Below are 16,623 nucleotides of genomic sequence, written 5' to 3'. Positions count from 1 at the left end.
GGGGACCGCTCTTCGTGAGCCGGACCCCCGTCCGGTTCTTTGCTTTTCTTCTTTGCTTTCTGGCTTGGTCTCTGGCCGTCGTCCGTCTCGACTGGCACCAGCCTTCCGCGACCCGCCGCGTTTGCGCATGCGGGCCGTGGACCACCGTCTTCTTGGTGCGTCACACGCGTCCTCAGAGCCCGTACAGGGCTCGCCACGCGTCGGGCGTTGCCCGCGAAAGGTCTTACATGCGTGCACCCAGCGGTTCCCGAAAAGGGCATAGCCGTGAAACGCACTCCGGTCGCCCAGGCGCCGGTCGCCCCGGCAACCGCCGTGGCCCCTCCTCCCGGCCCTCCAGGCCGGCCTCCTCCCACCAGGAGTTCGCTCCCCCGGTGTCCACCACCCCGGGCCTGCCCCCGGTCAGCAGCTTCTCCGAGCTGGACCTGCCCGAGCGGCTGCTCGAGGTACTACAGCGCCAGGGACTGACCTCCCCCTCGGCCATCCAGGCCGAGACCCTTCCGAACTCGCTCGCGGGACGCGACGTCCTGGGACGCAGCCAGACCGGTTCGGGAAAGACACTGGCCTTCGGCCTGCCCCTGCTCACACGCCTGGAGGGGCGGACCGCCCAGCCGGGGAGCCCGCTTGCGCTGGTGCTCGCACCGACGCGTGAGCTCGCCCAGCAGGTCACCGAGGCCCTCACCCCCTACGCGCGTTCGGTCAGGGCCCGCGTGACGACCGTGGTCGGCGGCATGTCCCTGTCCCGCCAGGCCCAGTCCCTGCGACGGGGCACCGAGCTGGTCGTGGCCACCCCGGGACGCCTGCGCGACCTGGTGGAGCGCGGCGACTGCCGTCTGGACCAGGTGGGCACCACCGTGCTGGACGAGGCCGACCAGATGACCGACATGGGGTTCATGCCCCAGGTCACCGCGATCCTCCAGCAGATCCCCTCGGACGGGCAGCGCATGCTCTTCTCCGCGACGCTGGACCGCAACGTCGACACCCTGGTCCGGCGCTTCCTCCACGACCCGGTCGTCCACTCCGTGGACCCCTCGGAGGGTGCGGTCTCCACCATGGAGCACCACATCTTCCACGTGACCCCCGCTGAGAAGCGCGACACCGTGACGCACATCGCGGCTCGGGACGGCCAGGTGCTCATGTTCCTGGACACCAAGCGTGCCGTGGACTCCATGGCCAAGCACCTGCTGGCCAACGGCGTGAGGGCCGCCATCCTGCACGGCGGACGGTCGCAGCCGCAGCGCACGCGCACCCTCCAGCAGTTCAAGGACGGGACGGTCACCGCGCTGATCGCGACCAACGTGGCCGCTCGCGGCATCCACGTGGACGGTCTCGACCTGGTGGTCAACATCGACCCGCCCGCGGACCACAAGGACTACCTGCACCGGGGCGGGCGCACGGCCCGTGCCGGCGCCTCGGGCAACGTGGTCACGCTCGTCCTGCCCCACGAGCGTCGGGGGATGGTGCGGATGATGGACCACGCCCGCATCGACGCGCACACCGTGCGTGTCAGCGCCGAGGACCCCGAGCTCGCACGGGTGACGGGCGCGCGTACGCCCACGGGCATCCCGGCCACGCTCCCCGCCGAGCCCAGGGAGCGCACCCGCTCCTTCGGCGCTCCCACACGGGGCAGGCGCCGCCCGCGCCGCTAGAGGTACTCGGCCGTGAGGCCGCGTGAGAGAACGCGGCCCGTCGGCACCCGGGGGCCGGGACACGACACGTCGTGTCCCGGCCCCCTTCTCCGTTCCCGGTGGAACCGGAACGCGGGCGTCGGCGCGCGGCTCCGGCGGCCCCGCGGGCGGTGCCCGTACGCGAGCCGGCCCGGCGGCATGTCTCCCCGTGGCCCTGTCGCCTCGTGGTCCCGTCGATTCATGGCCCTGTCGACTCCGCGCCTCCCCGGACCCGGCGCGGTCAGCCGCACGTGCTGACCCTCCCGGCGAGGGCGGCGTTGAGCTCGCACACCATGTCCTCGGGGTGCGGGTCGGTCGAGCCCGGACGGATCTGCGTGTCCACGTGGTCCCGCAGCACCTCGCTCACGTACGGGTAGTAGGGGGTGCGCGGCCGCAGCAGCCCCTCGCCGACGGCGTCGCGCAACTCCTCCCAGTACCGGACGTCCCTCTCGTCGGCGCCGTGCAGCCGGTAGCCGCTGCCGCGCGCGGGGAGCAGCCCGGCCTTCCGGAACTCCGACTGGGCGTCCGGCCCGGTCATGCCCGCGACCAGGCTCCAGGCCTCGTCCTCGTACGGTGACTCCTCGGTGACCGCCAGGCTGTTGCCGCCGAGCACGGCCGCGGGCAGCCGGAGCACCCCGAAGGCCGGGTCGCCGTCCTCGGCCTCCCCTCCCCAACCGACCCAGCGCAGTCCCTCCCGGAGCGTCTCGGCGCTCTCGGAGTCGGCCTGGAGCTGGGGGACGACGCGGGGCCAGTGGCGCATGAACACCACCCCGCCGCCGCGGAACCGGTTCAGGCTCTCCGTCTCGGTCTCCTCCAACGCCGCGCGCGGGATGACGCCCCCGGCGTCCGGGTCCAGTCCCGTCTCCAGCACCTCCAGGCCCTGGAACTCCCCGCACGCCCCAATGGACGTGGCACAGCCGCCCCCGCCCTCCCCGGCCGCCGCCTCGTCCGCCCCGTGGAAGGTCCCCCGGCTGTCCGCCTCCAGGCCGGGATGCCCGCCGAGGACGAACTCCAGGGCGTTGACGGTCAGGCCCTCGTAGTCGGCGAACTGGCCCGTGTACCCGTGGTCCAGGCCGTGCTCGTCGCGCACCTCGCCCGCGAGTTCGAGCAGGCCGCGCCAGCCGTCCTCCTCGATCCGGGCGGTGACCTCCTCGGGGCCGACCAGGTCGGCGCGGTAGTAGAGCAGGCCCACGTCCATGTGGAACGGCACCGCCCGAGCCCCGCCCTCGTAGCACACCGCGTCCTGGGCGCGGCCCAGGAACCCGTCCCACGCCAGCGGGCCGTCGCTCCCGGTGGCCGCCTCCGCCAGCCACCTCCGTTCGGCGAACTCCGGCACCCACTGGTTGTCGAGGAGGAGGACGTCGTAGGCCGCCGGGTCGGACTGCATCGCCACGACCATCTGCGAGCGCTGGTCGTCGGCCCGGGGCGAGAGCCACCGGACGTCGACCTCCCACCCCTCGTTCTCCTCCTCCCAGCGCTCGATGAGCCGCGTGTACACCCCGCCCTCGCCGGACTCCCCAGTGGCGGTGACGTCCACGGGGAGGGCGACGCGCAGGACCCGCTCATCCCGCTCACCCCGTGCGTCGCAGGCGACGGACCCCAGCAGCAGGCACGACAGGACCGCGCAGGCGAGGGACCGCGTGCGGGCCCTCACGGGGTCGCCGCCCTGGTCCCGGCCACGATGCCGTAGACGACCTGTTCGAGTTCGTCGGCACGGGGGTGGTGGCACTCGGCCCCCGCGCTCGCCAGCCGGCTGAGCAGCCCGTCTCCACCGCACCCCTCGTCGCCCACGGACACCATGTGCACCCGTACGCGCTCGTCGAGGTCCTCCAGCACGGCGGCCACGTCGTCCGCCCGTGCTCCGCCGCCCGGCTCGGGAAGGGCGACGCCGTCGGTGAGGACGACGAGCGCGCAGGCGCCGGGCTCCCCCGGCCGGTCGGCGCAGGACTCCAGCTCCTCGGCTCCGTCCAGGACCGCGTCGGCCAGCGGGGTGGCCGGGAACTCGGCGGTCAGCGCGTCGATCTCCTCGCGCGCCGACTCCTCCCGGCGCGCGTCCATGCCCGGCTCCGGTGGCAGGACGCGCTCCTGGCCGGTGACGTCGTTGCCCGGGCCGCCCTCGGGAAAGGCCCAGACTCCCACGGTGTCCTGCTCCCCCAGGAGGTCGACGGCGGTCCGTGCCAGCTTCTGCGCGGTCTCCAGCCGGGTGCCCCCCGTGCCGGGTCCGTTCATGGAGTCGGAGCGGTCGACGGCGATCAGGACCTCGACCGGGGTACGGGAGCGCTCCTGCTGTCGGAGGCTGGACTCCAGCCGCTCCCGCCACTCCTCCTCGTCCCTGTCCGAGGTGAGGTGTGTGACCTCCATCGCGGACCGTGCCCCCTCTCCGCCGATCATGTCGCCCTCCACCGTCCGGTAGCCGTGGAAGGCCTCCGTGCTCCCGGGCCGTCCCATCCAGTTCCCGAACGCCTCCACCTCCTCCCCCACCCCGTCGTCGCCGCCCCAGTCCAGCCGTACGAACGGGTGGTCCAGGCCGGGTACCTCGGAGAAGTAGACCGGGACCAGGCGCTCGTCCGGTTCCCGGCCCGTCGGCCCGCACCCGGGGCCGAGTGCCCTGCCCCCGTTGTAGGCGCTGATCGCGTACTCGGTGCTGAACACCCCCACGGTGGCGGGATCCGCGTCCCCGCCGCGCAGGGCGCAGAGCAGGCCGAGGTTGCCCTCGGCGTCGAGTCCGGCCGAGGTCGCACGGGCCTCCGCGACCTGGATCTCCTCGGAGCCCCCGTCCCCGTAGGCGGAGTACAGGGCCCCGGTCTGGATCAGCGCCGAGGTCGAGGCCTCCGGTGAGGGACGGGCCAGGAGGAGCCCGGCCTCCGTGGCCGCGGCCGTGCAGACGACGAGGTCCGAACGCGCTCCGCCCGGGTCGGTCCCGGAGCAGGCCGGGATACCGCTCGCGGACTCGGGCAGTCCCAGCACCAGGGGCGTGAGCCTGGTGGCGCCCTCCTCCTCGGTCTCCAGCCCGGGCGCGTCCCCCGGGTCCCCGCGCAGCAGGGCGACGTCCGCGCCGGAGTCCGGCAGCCAGACGTGCGGACGCGGTCCCGCGCGCAGGTCGTTCCACCCGTCGCGCAGCAGTTCGCGTGTCACCGCGGCCCCGCCCGCCGCGGTGACGCTGACGCGCACGGGCACACAGCCGTCCTCGTCCCGCGCGCCCTGGCGGGCGGCGAAGTCCTCGGCGGCCCGCTGCACGGCGGCGTGCTGGTCCGGGGTGGTGAGCACGGTGAGCTCGGTGGGCGGCGCGCAGCCGGAGGACAGTCCCGGGAAGCCGTTCGCCTCCCACCAGTACAGGCCGCCCGGGACGAGGACGAGCAGCGCGGCGGCGGTGGCGGCCAGGATCCGGGCCGGCCGCCCGGTGCCCCGTCCGCCCTCTCCGGGCGCCGCCGCGGGGCCGCCCTCCACGGCGGGGGCGGCACCCGCCCTCCCCCGCTCGTGTGCGCCCCTCCCGCCGAGGCCTCCCGCCAGTCTCCGGACGGCCCCTCCCAAGGTGTGCGCGCACCCGGACAGGGAGGCGCGCAGCGCGTAGTGGAAACGCAGGACCGCGGTGTGCGCCCTCTCGCGGTACGAGGGGTCGTCCGCCGTCTCGACCAGCAGCGGCGCCCCGGTGTCCTCCTCCACCAGGCGCACGAACTCCGGTTGTTCGGCGCACCACGAGGAGCGGCGGGCGTGCAGGTAGCCGGTGGTCCGGTTGTGGACGAGGACCACGCCCACCAACAGGTCACCGGTGAACACGGCGGTGCCGGAGAACCCCTCCCAGGGGACGTCCCTGACGTACTCCCGCTGGATGTTGAGCCTGAGCTCCCCGTTGCGGAGGCCCTCCGCCGGCTTCAGGCTTCCCTGGAGGTGTTTCAGCTCCGGGTCGTCGCCGCTCAGCGCGAGATCGGGGTATCCGAGCGCCTCGTACCGCTGCGGGCCGGTCCCGGCGAACGCGCCCCAGCGCACCCTGAGCCTGGGCGGTGGCTGCTCCTTCTCCAGCCGCAGCAGTGCGACGTCCCTCTCGCGGTCCTCCCAGCAGACCTCGCACGCCAGGAAGCGCCCGTCCCGGTCGACGCCCAGGCGCACCCTGACACGGTCGTGGCCGTCGAGCACATGGGCGGAGGTGAGGACGAGCGTGGGGCCGACGAGATAGCCGGTCCCGCCCCCGCTCCTCCCCCCGCGCGTCGTGACGCGGACGTCCGCGACGAACCTCGTGTCCACCTAGTCGTCCGGGGTCCCGTCGTCCTCCGGGACGGGCCTGTTCCGGGAGGCGATCGACAGGTTCCTCCCGTCCGGCCTGGTGACGGCGAGTTTCAGCGTGATCCTGTGCGTGTCCTTGCTGCCGACCTTGCCGTCGGCGCCCACGGAGACCACGCCGAAGTTCACACCGCTCTTCCCGGAACCCTCCTTGTGCACCTCCAGCAGGAGTTCGACCTCGGCCTCGACGATCTCGATGCCGATCTCGTGTCCCTCTCCCTCCCTCCTCGCGTCGTCGAGTTCCTCACGCAGTCGTTCGATGGCCTGGGCTAGTCCGATGCTGGGGGACACCTGATGACTCCTGGAGTCTCGTGGGGCGGAGTCGGCGAGAGCAGGGCCTTGTGGTTTCGGTCACACGGTCATGGACAGTTTCCCATGCCGACCTGTCTTTAACGGATGTTTTCCGCTGTATCCATTTGATCTCGGACGCACGGGGAGGCCCCGGCGCTCCCGCGGGCGGTGCCCGTTCGCGGGCCGGCTCGGCGGCATGTCGACTCATGGCCCTGTCGACGCGTCGCCCCGTCGACGCGTGGACATGTCGCCCGATCCGGTTCCGGCCACGGCTGGTCAGGGATCACGGGGCGCCGCCGACACCTCGAATCCGACCGACCGTTCGGTCAGGACACGGCTTCCGAGCTGCGAAAAACGCGACCCGGTCTAGAAAGTGCACTGGGTCACATGGCATGGTGTCCTGAGGCTCGGGCCGATGTCCCGTATTCCCCTCTTGTGGTGTGCAAGGGGACGAGAGTGGCCACGCCGTCGTGGTCACCACGGTCATGAGCCTGCGAGCGGATCCCGACCCCCGTCGGCAGAGAACATACGGAGCACCAATGGCAACTTCCGACCCAACGGCCTCAGGGCCGGTCGGCGCTATCGAGACCCGGGAGCGGCGCCGCGTCCTCGCGGGCACCATGGTCGGCACCACCATCGAGTGGTACGACTTCTTCATCTACGCCCAGGCCGCGGGCCTGGTACTCGCACCCCTGTACCTGGCACCCCTGTCCGACACCAGTCCGGCGATGGCCCAGATCCTGTCCTTCGCGACCATCGGCATCTCCTTCCTCTTCCGCCCCCTCGGCGCGATCGTCGCCGGTGCCCTCGGTGACAGGTTCGGCCGCAAGCGGGTGCTCGTCGCCACCCTCGTCCTGATGGGCCTCGCCACCTGCCTGATCGGTGTGCTGCCCACCTACGCCCAGATCGGCGTGGCCGCCCCCGTCCTCCTGATCCTCCTGCGCATCCTCCAGGGCTTCTCCGCGGGCGGTGAGTGGGGCGGCGCCGCACTGATGTCGGTGGAGCACGCGCCGGTCGGCAAGCGCGGCTTCTTCGGCGCCTACCCGCAGATCGGCGTCCCCTGCGGCATGATCATCGCGACCTTCGTCGTCTGGGTGATCACCGCCGTCATCGGTCCGGAGGCGTTCAGGGAGTGGGGATGGCGCATCCCCTTCCTCCTGTCCTTCCTGCTGATCATCATCGGCCACCTCATCCGCAAGTCCGTGGAGGAGTCCCCGGTCTTCAGGAAGATGCAGGAGCGCAAGGCCCAGGCCTCCGCGCCCCTGGGGCAGCTCTTCAGGAGGAACAGCCGGGAGGTCATCCTCTCCGCGCTGATCTTCATCGCCAACAACGCGGCCGGATACCTCGTCATCGCCTACCTGGCGACCTACGCCTCCCGGCCGGTCGAGGCGTTCGGCCTCGGCATGGACCGCGGTCCCGTACTCCTGGCGACCACCCTCGCCTCGTTCGGCTGGCTCGTCTCCACGCTGTACGGCGGCATCCTGAGTGACAGGATCGGCCGGGTGAGGACCTTCCAGCTCGGCTACGTGCTGCTGGCCGCCTGGTCCGTGCCGATGTGGTTCATGGTCGACACCGGCAACATCTACATGTACTTCACGGGCCTCTTCGTCTTCACGCTGACCCTCGGCCTGAGCTACGGCCCCCAGTCGGCCCTGTACGCGGAGATGTTCCCGGCCGAGGTCCGCTACTCCGGCGTGTCCATCGGCTACGCCATCGGCGCGATCCTCGGCGGCGCCTTCGCGCCCATGATCGCCGAACTCCTGCTCACCGAGACCGGGAACTCGTGGTCGATCGGCGTCTACATCATCGTGGCCGCCGCGGTCTCCTTCCTCGGAGTCTCGCTGGTCAAGGAGCCCAAGGGCGTGGACCTGAACGTGGAGGACGTCGAACCGACCCCCTCCAAGTAGGGCGAACGGACGAGGGGGCGACAGGTCGGTTTCCCGACCTGTCGCCCCCTCGCCTTGTCACCTCGTCGCCCTGTCGACTCGTCGACTCCGGGCGGAGGTCACCCGCCCCGGGAGTTCGCCCGGCGCTGTGCCGGGCCGTTGCGGCCCCGCTCCAGCTCGAAGGCGCTGTTGACCAGGGCGATGTGGGACAGCGCCTGCGGGAAGTTCCCGACCAGCCTCCCCGCGTCCGTGTCGTACTCCTCGGCCAGCAGCCCCAGGTCGTTGCGCAGGCTCAGCAGGTGCTCGAAGATGCCCCTGCCCTCGTCGACACGACCCTGCATGACGAGGTTGTCGACGAGCCAGAACGTGCAGGGCAGGAACACGCCCTCGCCGGGGGGAAGTCCGTCCACCTGCTCGGTCGCCTCGGTCATGGAGTAGCGCTCGACCAGGCCGCCGCGGCACAGTTCCCGCTGGACGGCGTCCACGGTTCCCCGCATGCGCTCGTCGGTGGCCGGGAGGAAACCGACGCTGCTGGCCATCAGGAGCGAGGCGTCCAGGGCCGAGGAGCCGTAGTACTGGGTGAAGGCCCGGCGCTCGGGGTCGTATCCGTTCGAGCACACGTCCTCGAAGATGTCGTCGCGCAGGCGCCGCCACTTCTCCGCCGGTCCCTCCAGGCCGAACCTCTCGACCCCGCTGATGGCGCGGTCCACGGCGGTCCAGGCCATGATCTTGGAGTGGGTGAAGTGCCGCCTGGGCCCGCGCATCTCCCAGATCCCGTTGTCGGGTTCGCGCCAGTGCGACTCCAGGAAGTCCATCAGGTGGCGCTGGAGCTCCCAGGCCTGTTCCTGCGGCGGAATCCCGTGGTCCCGGGCCTGGTGGAAGACGTCCATCACCTCGCCGTAGACGTCGAGCTGCCACTGCTGGGCGGCCTCGTTGCCGGTCCGGACGGGGCGGGAGCCCTCGTAGCCGGACAGCCAGTCCAGCTCCAGCTCGGGCAGCCTGCGCTCCCCCTCGATCCCGTACATGATCCGCATCTGCGCGGGCTCCCCCGCGACCGCGCGCAGCAGCCACTCGCGCCATTCGACGGCCGCCTGCGTGTAGCCGGACTCCAGCAGCGTGAGCAGAGTCAGCGTCGCGTCGCGCAGCCAGCAGTAGCGGTAGTCCCAGTTGCGCACGCCGCCGAGCTGCTCCGGCAGCGAGGTGGTGGCCGCGGCGACGATGCCTCCGCCTGGCGAGTGCGTCAGGGCCTTGAGGGTGATCAGCGACCGGACGACCGCGTCGCGGTACTCACCCTCATAGGTGCACTCGGAGGCCCACTTCCGCCAGAACCCGTCCGTGCGCTCGATGAGCGCGTCGGCGTCGACCGGCTCCGGGGCCGCGGCCCGGGCCGGGGTCCAGATGAGGACGAAGTCCGTGCTCTCACCCGCGGCGACCGTGAACTCCGCGACCGGGCTGTCCGTGGCCCCGACGTCGAACTCCACGTCGGAGTCCAGGTAGCAGCTGTCCGGGCCGGCGACGAGGTGCAGCCGCCGCCCCTCCTTGCGCACCCACGGGACGATCGATCCGTAGTCGAAGCGCATCAGGGCCTCGGAGCGCATGCGCACACGCCCCTCCACCCCCTCGACCCGGCGGATCAGGCAGGTCCGGTGCGCGTCGACGGGCATGCAGTCCACGACCCGGACCACACCGTCCTCGGACCGGAACTCGGTCTCCAGCACCAGGCTGTCGGGGCGGTACCGCCGAGCCGACATCCGGTGTTCCCCCGCCGGGGCCATGGACCAGCGGCCGTTGCCCGCGTCGCCGAGCAGGGCGGCGAAGCAGGCGCCGGAGTCGAACCGGGGCAGGCACAGCCAGTCCACGTCTCCGTTGCTGCCGATCAGGGCCGACGTCTTCATGTCGCCCAAAAACGCGTAGTCCTCGATGGGAAGGGTCAACTCTCCGCCTTCCGTTCACAGATGGGGTGTATACGGTTCCCGCCCCTCCCCGCCGTCTCCTGGTGGTGCGGGAACGGGTGGACCGGCGCCGTACCGGACCCGCACCGCCCATGGCTGCTGTCACCGTCCGCCGGGAAGGAAGTCCTGTGCCTTGGACTTGACCCCCTGCTTGACCACTTCCCACGCCTCCGGGTCGCCCTTGGCCAGGGCCTTGGCCACGCTCTCCATCTGTTCCAGCGTCGCGTGCGGCGGGATCGGCGGGATGGCCGGATCCGTGACGAACTCGATCACGCAGGGGCGGTCCGCGGCCAGCGCCCGTTCCCACGCCCCCTTGATGTCCTTGGGGTCGTCGACCTTGATTCCCAGCATCCCGATGCTCTCGGCGAACCCGGCGTAGGGGAAGTCGGGTATGCGCTGTGAGGGGATGAACTGGGGCGCGTCGCCCATGGCTCGCAGTTCCCAGGTCACCTGGTTGAGGTCGCCGTTGTTGAGCACGGCGATGATGACCTGGGGGTTGTCCCACTCCTTCGCGTAGTGGCCGATGGTGATCAGCTCGTTGAGGCCGCTCATCTGCATGGCCCCGTCGCCGACGAACGCGATCACCGGCTTGTCGGGGTGGGCGAACTTGGCCCCCGTCGCGTAGGGCGCGCCGGGGCACATCGTGGCCAGGGTCCCCGACAGGGATCCGCGCATGCCCTTGCGGAACTTCAGGTGCCGCGCGTACCAGTTGGCCACCGAGCCGGAGTCCGCCGTCACGATCACGTCGTCGGGCAGCATCGGAGAGAGCTCGTGGAAGACGCGCTCGGGGTTGACCGGATCGGCGTCCACGTACGCGCGCCGCTCCATGACCTCGTCCCAGCGCCGGATGTTGTCCTCGATCTTCTCCCGCCAGGAGCGGTCGGTCTTGCGCTCGACGAGTGGCAACAGCATTCGCAGCGTCTCCGCGGCGTCGCCGACCAGGTTGCACTCGAACGGATACCGCATGCCGACCATGGTCGGGTCGATGTCGATCTGGACGGCGCGTGCCTGGCCGAACTCGGGCATGAACTGGGTGTAGGGAAAGCTGGAGCCGACGACGAGCAGGGTGTCGCAGTCCTGCATCAGCTCGTAGGAGGGACGGGTGCCCAGCAGCCCGATCGCACCGGTCACGAAGGGCAGGTCGTCGGGCAGCGCATCCTTGCCCAGCAGGGCCTTGGCCACCCCGGCGCCGAGCTTGTCGGCCATCTCGACGACCTCGTCCGCAGCTCCCCTGGCACCCTGGCCGATCAGCATCGCGACGCGCTCACCCGAGTTGAGGACCTCGGCTGCCTTGTCCAAGCCCTCGGCGGACGGGGTCGACTGCGGGGCGGGCATACCGAGGCTGGAGGGCACCATCTTGAACTCGTGTTCGGGCGGCGAGTACTCCAGCTCCTGGACGTCGGCCGGGACGATGATCGCCGTGACCGTGCGCCTGCTCGCAGCGGTCCGGATCGCCCGGTCCAGCACGTTGGGCAACTGCTCTGGGACGGTGACCATCTGGAGGTAGTCGCTGGCCACGTCCTTGTAGAGGGACATCAGGTCGACTTCCTGCTGGTAGGAGCCGCCCATCGCGCTGCGCGCGGTCTGCCCGATGATCGCCACGACCGGTACGTGGTCGAGCTTGGCGTCGTAGAGGCCGTTCAGCAGGTGGATGGCGCCGGGCCCCGATGTGGCCGCGCACACGCCCACACGTCCGGAGAACTTCGCGTACCCCGTCGCCTCGAAGGCTGCCAGCTCCTCGTGCCGGGACTGGATGAAGCGCGGATTGTTGTCGGCCCGGTCCCACGCCGCGAGCAGACCGTTGATGCCGTCGCCCGCGTAGGAGAAGACGCGGTCGACCCCCCACTCCCTCAGACGCTTCAGCATGTAGTCGGACACCAGTTCCGCCATGACCGTTCCCCTCTCGGCATCGACACCGTGTTCGGCACCGCGCTCGCGGTGCCCCGCCCGCCCTCTTTCGCGCGGGCCTTTCGCGCGGGCGCACCCCGCACCGTGTCCTCCGACCGTGGGAGTGCTCCGTTGGCGCGACTACCCCGACTACCGCTCCCCCATTCACCTGATTCACCTGGTGTGACGTCGGGCCTCCGATCCGTCACCACGTGTGGGAGCGGCGGCGTTTGTACGGGTGCGGGGCCGGTTAGTGGCGTGTGTGCGGTCCACCGTCCTCCCGGCCGGGGGCCGCGACTCTCGCGCTCGCACGTGCGACGGACCCGTATCACGTCGACGGAACGGACGACTGACATGGCCGTGGACCTGCCCGCACCCTCTCCCCGACGGGGCATCACACCGACCTCCGTCGACACCGACGCGCTGTTGCGTGACCTCACCGAGCGGGTGGACGGGGAGATCCGCTTCGACCGGGGCTCGCTCGCCACCTACTCGACCGCCGCCTCCAACTACCGGCAGGTCCCCATCGGGGTCGTCGTGCCGAGGACGGTCGACGCCGGGGCCGAGGCGGTGGCGGTGTGCCGAGAGCACGGCGCGCCCGTGCTCTCCAGGGGCGGCGGCACGAGCCTGGCCGGGCAGTGCAGCAACGTCGCGGTCGTGATCGACTGGTCCAAGTACTGCACGCGGGTCCTCAGCGTCGACCCCGAGGCGAGGACCGCCGTCGTGGAGCCGGGCATCGTGCTGGACGCCCTGAACGCGCACACGAACCAGGTGCGGGACAAGCTGCTCTTCGGACCGGAGCCCTCCACCCACAGCCGCTGCACGATCGGCGGGATGATCGGCAACGACTCCTGCGGCTCCAGCGCGCAGGCCTACGGCAGGACCGTGGACAACGTGGTCCGCCTGGAGGTGCTGACCTACGACGGGTGCCGGATGTGGGTGGGCCCCACGTCGGACGAGGAGTACGAGCGCATCGTCGCCGAGGGCGGGCGCCGTGCCGAGATCTACCGGGGCCTGCGCCAGGTGCGGGACCGCCACGCCACGGCCGTCCGGCGCCGGTTCCCCGACATCCCCCGCCGCGTCTCGGGCTACAACCTCGACTCCCTGCTGCCCGAGAACGGGTTCGACCTGGCCGCGGCGCTCGTCGGGTCCGAGGGCACCCTGGTGACGGTCCTGCGGGCCGAGGTGCGCCTGGTCGACGCGCCCGAGGCCATGGCGATGGCGGTGTGCGGCTACTCCGACGTCTTCGCCGCCGCGGACGCCGTTCCCACGGTCCTGGAACACGATCCCCACATCCTGGAGGGGCTGGACGACAAACTGATCGCCTACGAGAGGCGCAAGAACCTGCACCCCACGGCGGTGAGCCAGATGCCCGAGGGCGCGGGGTGGCTGATGGTGCAGTTCGGCGGCGCCGACCGGGAGGAGGCGAGCCGCCGGGCCCAGGACTTCGCCGACGCCATGCAGGCATCCGGCGACGTGCTGGACGCCAGGGTCTTCGACGACCCCGACCGCCTGGCGGAGATGTGGAAGGTGCGCGAGGCCGGGCTGGGCGCCACGGCCCGGGTCCCGGCCGAGCCCGACACCTGGGAGGGCTGGGAGGACTCCGCGGTGCCGCCGGCGCGCTTCGGCGACTACCTGCGCGACCTGCACGCTCTGATGGAGGAGTTCGGCTACGCGGACCGCTCCTCGATGTACGGGCACTTCGGGCACGGCTGCCTGCACACGCGCATCCCCTTCGACCTGGTCACCCCCACCGGGATAGCCGACTTCCGCCGGTTCGTCGAGCGCGCCGCCGACCTGGTGGTCTCCTACGGCGGCTCGCTCTCGGGCGAGCACGGCGACGGCCAGTCGCGCGCCGAGCTGTGGCCGAAGATGTTCGGCCCCGAGCTGATGCCCGCCTTCGCCGAGTTCAAGAGGATCTTCGACCCGGACGACCGGATGAACCCCGGCAAGCTCATATCACCGGACGGCCGCGGCCCCGACCGGCTCGACGAGAACCTGCGGCTCGGCGCCGACTACCAACCCGAGCAGACCGACACCTACTTCGGCTACCCGCACGACGACGCCGACTTCTCCAGGGCCGTACTGCGCTGCGTGGGGGTGGGCGAGTGCCGCAGCGACAGCGGCGGTGTCATGTGCCCCAGCTACCGGGTGACGCGGGAGGAGGAGCACTCCACCCGAGGGCGCTCCCGGCTCCTCTTCGAGATGCTCGAAGGGGACGTGGTCGAGGAGGGCTGGCGCTCGGAGGAGGTCGACGAGGCCCTGGACCTGTGCCTTGCCTGCAAGGGGTGCAAGACCGACTGCCCCGTCAACGTCGACATGGCCACCTACAAGGCCGAGTTCCTGGCCCACCACCACGCGGGGAGGATCCGTCCCGCCGCGCACTACAGCCTGGGATGGCTCCCCCTCTGGGCCCGGGCCGCCTCCCTCGCACCCGGGCTGGTGAACGCGCTGAGCTCCGTCCGGTTCCTCACCCGCCCGGGCAAGCGGCTCGGCGGGGTGGCCCAGGAGCGCCCGGTGCCCCCGTTCGCCCCGGTCCGCTTCAGCGACTCCATGCGCAGGCGCGGCTCGAAGGAGGGCGAGCGCGGCGAGGTGATCCTGTGGCCGGACACCTTCACCGACAACTTCCACCCGGCGGTCGGCGCGGCGGCGGTCCGGGTCCTGGAGGACGCGGGCTTCCACGTCAGGGTGCCGTCACAGACCCTGTGCTGCGGGCTCACCTGGATCTCCACCGGCCAACTGGGCGTGGCGCGCCGGGTGCTGGAGCGCACCGTCGCGGCGCTGCGCGACGACATCCGCGCGGGCACCCCCGTCGTCGGCCTGGAGCCCTCGTGCGCCGCCGTCTTCCGCGCGGACGCGCCCGAGCTCTTCCCGCACGACAAGGACGTCGCGAGGCTGCGTTCCCAGTTCTTCACGCTCTCGGAGTTCCTCAACCGGTACGCGCCTGACTGGGAGCCTCCCCGGCTGGGCCGTACCGCCGTCACCCAGCGGCACTGCCACCAGCACGCGGTCCTGGGCTTCGACGAGGACAGGAAGCTGCTGGGGCGCACGGGCGCCGACGTGGACCTCCTCGACGTCGGCTGCTGCGGCCTGGCGGGCAACTTCGGCTTCGAGGAGGGCCACTACGAGGTGTCCATGGCCGTAGCCGAGTCGGGGCTGCTGCCCGCCGTGCGCGGGGCCGACCCCGGCGCCCTCCTGCTGGCCGACGGGTTCAGCTGCCGAACCCAGATCGAGCAGGCCGACACCGGCCGCGGGGCCGTCCACCTCGCCGAGGCCCTGGACCTCGCCATGCGGGACGCCCTGCCGTCCCACCACCCGGAGCGGGCCGCGACCCGCTTCGCCGCCCCGCGCAAGGTGCCCCCCTATGACGTGAACGAGATCCAGGAGGGGGCGGAGCGCGCGGGACGGCGCTCCAGCGGCGGCTCCTCCGCGGGGAGGGGGCGCTCATGAACGGGGTGGGGGAGGTGTCCGACCCGGTCGTCACGAGTGTGGACGCGGCCGTCTACACCGTTCCCACCGACCGGCCCGCGGCGGACGGCACGATCACCTGGGACTCCACCACGATGGTGCTCGTCCGGGTGGGCGGAGGCGGCCGCGAGGGACTGGGGTGGACCTACGGCCCCGCCGCCTGCGCCGCCGTCGTCCGGGACCTGCTCGCCGAGCAGGTCGGGGGCCGACCCGTGCTGGACGTGCCGGCCGCGCTGGAGGCCATGGTCCGCGCCGTGCGCAACGCGGGCAGGCCGGGCGCGGTCGGCTACGCCGTCTCGGCGGTCGAGACCGCGCTGTGGGACCTCAAGGCACGCCTGCTCGGCCTGCCCCTGTACCGGCTGCTCGGCGCCGCGCACCAGAGCGCGCCGCTGTACGGCAGCGGCGGCCTGACCAGCTACCCCGACGACGTGATGCGCGAGCAGTTGGCGCACTGGGTGCACGAGCAGGGCTTCGGGCGGGTCAAGGTCAAGGTCGGGGAGTCGTGGGGCACGCGGGAGGAGCGCGACGTGGAGCGGCTCCGCCTGGCCCGCGAGGCGATCGGCCCCGAGGCCGAGCTCTTCACCGACGCCAACGGCGGTTACACGGCCAAGCAGGCGATCCGGCTGGCCGGACCGATGAGCGAGCTGGACGTGCGCTGGCTGGAGGAGCCGGTCTCCTCCGACGACCTCGACGGTCTCCGGCGGATCCGGGACGCGGTCCCGGCGGACGTGACGGCCGGGGAGTACGGCTTCGACCTGCCCTACTTCCAGCGGATGTGCGCGGCCGGGGCGGTGGACTGCCTCCAGATCGACATCACCCGCTGCGGCGGCGTCCTGGAGTTGCAGCGCGCGGCGACCGTGGCGGCCGCGCACGGCCTGGAGGTGTCGTCGCACTGCGCGCCCTACCTGCACCGCCACGCGGCACTGGCCCTGCCCAACCTGCGCCACCTGGAGTGGTTCCACGACCACGTACGCGTGGAGACCCTCTTCTTCGACGGCGCCGACCCGCCCCGGGAGGGGTCCCTGTGGCCGGATCCCGACCGTCCGGGCCACGGACTCACCCTCCGGGAGGCCGACGCCGAGCGCTACCGCACCGGCTGACCCCGTTATCGGAGCAGCGATAGGTGTGTCGCACATCACTACGGGTAGGGGTTTGTCACGCTCTTGTTGTTACAGGGGCGGAAGAGTTGGACGTGAC

General features: G+C 71.7%; 9 protein-coding genes. 4 read left to right on the top strand and 5 right to left on the bottom strand.

Annotation, left to right across the window (positions count from 1 at the left end):
* Nucleotides 1–227: 227 nt before the first annotated feature.
* Nucleotides 228–1,646, top strand: coding sequence for a DEAD/DEAH box helicase (locus NOSIN_RS22070; RefSeq protein ID WP_077692574.1), 1,419 nt, complete (start codon nt 228–230; stop codon nt 1,644–1,646).
* A 259-nt stretch (nt 1,647–1,905) separates the two neighbouring features.
* On the opposite strand, the gene NOSIN_RS22065 is transcribed toward NOSIN_RS22070, so the two are convergent.
* From NOSIN_RS22065 to NOSIN_RS22055, 3 genes are read right to left on the bottom strand one after another with little or no spacing between them, the layout of a single operon-like run.
* Entirely contained in the window at nt 1,906–3,318 is a 1,413-nt protein-coding gene (locus NOSIN_RS22065; protein WP_077692573.1) for an extracellular solute-binding protein, read from the bottom strand.
* Nucleotides 3,315–5,906, bottom strand: a complete 2,592-nt coding sequence (locus NOSIN_RS22060) for a trypsin-like peptidase domain-containing protein (protein ID WP_077692572.1) — start codon at nt 5,904–5,906, stop codon at nt 3,315–3,317. Before NOSIN_RS22060 ends, NOSIN_RS22065 begins: the two co-directional genes overlap by 4 nt.
* Entirely contained in the window at nt 5,907–6,233 is a 327-nt protein-coding gene (locus NOSIN_RS22055) for a trypco2 family protein (protein WP_077692571.1), read from the bottom strand. It lies immediately after the preceding gene.
* A gap of 539 nt (nt 6,234–6,772) precedes the next feature.
* Between NOSIN_RS22055 and NOSIN_RS22050 the strand changes: the two genes are divergently transcribed.
* Nucleotides 6,773–8,140 carry an MFS transporter gene (locus tag NOSIN_RS22050; RefSeq protein ID WP_077692570.1) on the top strand — a complete coding sequence of 456 codons (1,368 nt, stop codon included), beginning with the start codon at nt 6,773–6,775 and terminating at the stop codon, nt 8,138–8,140.
* Between the two features lie 98 nt (nt 8,141–8,238).
* Here NOSIN_RS22050 and NOSIN_RS22045 read toward each other — a convergent pair whose 3' ends face one another.
* Nucleotides 8,239–10,053 carry a glycoside hydrolase family 15 protein gene (locus NOSIN_RS22045; RefSeq protein WP_077692569.1) on the bottom strand — a complete coding sequence of 605 codons (1,815 nt, stop codon included), beginning with the start codon at nt 10,051–10,053 and terminating at the stop codon, nt 8,239–8,241.
* 120 nt (nt 10,054–10,173) lie between these two features.
* Nucleotides 10,174–11,961 (bottom strand): thiamine pyrophosphate-requiring protein, encoded by a 1,788-nt coding sequence (locus tag NOSIN_RS22040; protein ID WP_077692568.1) that lies wholly within the window; start codon nt 11,959–11,961, stop codon nt 10,174–10,176.
* A gap of 351 nt (nt 11,962–12,312) precedes the next feature.
* Here NOSIN_RS22040 and NOSIN_RS22035 point away from each other — a divergent pair, with 351 nt between their 5' ends.
* Both NOSIN_RS22035 and NOSIN_RS22030 read left to right on the top strand, forming a co-directional pair.
* Nucleotides 12,313–15,408, top strand: coding sequence for an FAD-binding and (Fe-S)-binding domain-containing protein (locus tag NOSIN_RS22035; protein ID WP_077692567.1), 3,096 nt, complete (start codon nt 12,313–12,315; stop codon nt 15,406–15,408).
* Nucleotides 15,405–16,526, top strand: coding sequence for an enolase C-terminal domain-like protein (locus NOSIN_RS22030; RefSeq protein WP_077692566.1), 1,122 nt, complete (start codon nt 15,405–15,407; stop codon nt 16,524–16,526). Before NOSIN_RS22035 ends, NOSIN_RS22030 begins: the two co-directional genes overlap by 4 nt.
* Nucleotides 16,527–16,623: the final 97 nt, after the last annotated feature.

It is taken from the genome of Nocardiopsis sinuspersici (genome assembly GCF_001998325.1).
GTDB lineage: Bacteria > Actinomycetota > Actinomycetes > Streptosporangiales > Streptosporangiaceae > Nocardiopsis > Nocardiopsis sinuspersici.
Note: the sequence above shows the minus strand (reverse complement) of the source record. Positions and strands in the feature narration are given on the sequence as shown.

Coding starts and splice junctions, on each gene's coding strand:
- NOSIN_RS22070 (WP_077692574.1), top strand. CDS start 228: ATGCGTGCACCCAGCGGTTCCCGAAAAGGGCATAGCCGTGAAACGCAC.
- NOSIN_RS22050 (WP_077692570.1), top strand. CDS start 6,773: ATGGCAACTTCCGACCCAACGGCCTCAGGGCCGGTCGGCGCTATCGAG.
- NOSIN_RS22040 (WP_077692568.1), bottom strand. CDS start 11,961: ATGGCGGAACTGGTGTCCGACTACATGCTGAAGCGTCTGAGGGAGTGG.
- NOSIN_RS22035 (WP_077692567.1), top strand. CDS start 12,313: ATGGCCGTGGACCTGCCCGCACCCTCTCCCCGACGGGGCATCACACCG.
- NOSIN_RS22030 (WP_077692566.1), top strand. CDS start 15,405: ATGAACGGGGTGGGGGAGGTGTCCGACCCGGTCGTCACGAGTGTGGAC.